We start from the raw sequence: 1,941 nt of genomic DNA, 5'->3' as shown, positions 1-1,941 counted from the left end.
GCCCAACACCCGCCCGCCGGTGTCGGCCAACACCTCGCGCCGGCCGCCATCGGCATCCATGCGCAGCAGCGTTCCGCTGGTCATGGCAGCGTAGAGCTTGCCGTCCGGCCCGAGTGCGATGTGCTCGGGGCCGAAGTCGCTGCCGATGTCGATCCTGTGCAGCCCGGCCAGGCGTGTGTTGGGCGCGTGAGGCCCCTCGTAGCCGGGCGGCCGCGGTGCCGGCCAGGCCACCGGCTCGGCGGGCACCGGCCAGAGGCAGAGGTAGGCCGCGGCGCCGGCTGCTGCCAGCGCCACCGCAGCCGCGAGCGCCTTGCCAGTCGATCGACGCTTCATGGCCTGCCTCCTTGTTCGCGTTCGCCGATGAAGGAGCCGTGGAAGCCCAGCGGTATCGACGCCGGCACGTCCGCGCGGGCCAACAGCGTCATGTCGCGTGCATCCAGGATGGACAGCGCCGAGCCTGTCGTGCGCTGGCTGCACCCCACGGTGAGCAGCACGCCGTCGTCTTCGTCGACACCGCCCGGACGGGCGACGAAGACAGGCTCGCCGTAGATGCGCTCGCCGTCGCTGAAGGCACAGCTCTGGCCGCTGCGCACGTCCACCTTCACGATGGACGACGCGTAGCCGTCGTCRTCCCGTGGGCCGTCGGCCGCACCCCAGGTGTAGCGGTAGTCGCTTCCGCTGGACCGGCGGTAGTGGATGCAGGGGAACTCAAACGCCGCGTCGCCGAGCATCTGCACCTCGGCACGGGGCCTGCCCGGCCGCATCGTGATGCGCACCAGCTTCGGCCTGAGGTCGGGCAGTCGCTCGGCCATGCGAGCAACGCGCAGGTCTTCCATGATCGTCGCGTCCGGATAGGCCAGCGCGTCGAGCACCGTCTCGCCATCGCGCTCGAAGGCGTTGACGGTGTGGAACACGAACATCGCGTCGGCCTCATGCTCGGTCGTCGCCCCGCTCCCGCGATCCATCACGATCAGCCGCGTGCCGTCCTGCGGGCGCCACTCGAAGTGGTCGATGTAGCCAAGGTTGGACCACAGCATGTCCCGTGGCCGCACGGCAAACGGATGCGCCAGCAGCACCGCGCGCGTCGGCGTGAGCCCGAACGAATGTAGGTAGGGCACGCGGTCCGTGCGCCACGATCCGACAACCCGGCGCACGTGCGTGCGGTCGTCGTGCTCGTAGACCGAGACGACACCTCCGCCGGCACCGAAACTGGTCGCCAGGTTGACGACCTTCCGGCGCGCGAAGTCGCGATGCGGGTGGGCGCTCATCACGTTGCCGCCGAGTCCGTCAGGTCCATACGGCCGGACGCCGAGCGAGCGCAGCGACGCCGCATCGATGCGCAACTGCCGCGCCCCTTCGGTGAGGGCGACGACCTCGTCACCCATCTGCACGATGTTGACGTTGGTGTTGTCGGTGCTTCGTTGCACTGGCTGCAGCAGCCGCTGCCAGGCTGTGCGCTCCGTCGGCGTGCCGAACGAGGAGAGCTTCGCACGGCCGCCTGCGATCTCGCGAGCGGCCTCGCTGTCGAGCAAGCGCGACTGGAACCGCACCGTCGAAGCACCGATGCGGAAGGCGTAGATCTGGCCGAGGCCATCGAACCAGTGTTGCGCCTGCCATGAGCCCTGTGCGAACACGGCGGGGCAGGTGCGCAGCAGGTCGCCCTGCAGCCAGGACGGCACCGTGCCGGTGACGTCGGCGTCACACCGCTCCGCGACATCGGGCGAACGCCGGAACGGCGCGATCGATTCGAGCTCGCGGGAACGGCGTTGAGTCTGCTGCATGGCGTCTGCGCTCCGTGGGGCTCTCACGAGATGGGTGCGGCCACCGGGCCGCTGCCGTCGATGGCCAGTTCGGCACCGCTGATGCCACCGGCTTCGTCGGAGCACAGAAACAGGCACCCATGCGCGACCTGGATCGGCGCAACGCCGCACAGCGTGGGCG

1 protein-coding gene and 1 pseudogene are annotated in these 1,941 nt (G+C 69.9%); both read right to left on the bottom strand.

The features are described from left to right. Positions 1–333: pseudogene (locus AC1D12_RS32105) on the bottom strand (SMP-30/gluconolactonase/LRE family protein); the annotation flags it as partial. Next, positions 330–1,781 carry a carotenoid oxygenase family protein gene (locus AC1D12_RS32100; RefSeq protein WP_477825558.1) on the bottom strand — a complete coding sequence of 484 codons (1,452 nt, stop codon included), beginning with the start codon at positions 1,779–1,781 and terminating at the stop codon, positions 330–332. The pseudogene AC1D12_RS32105 and the gene AC1D12_RS32100, both read right to left, overlap by 4 nt. Positions 1,782–1,941 lie beyond the last annotated feature (160 nt).

This window comes from Rhizobacter sp. P1_G5, from assembly GCF_056405435.1.
This window is presented reverse-complemented; position numbering and strand designations above follow the sequence as displayed.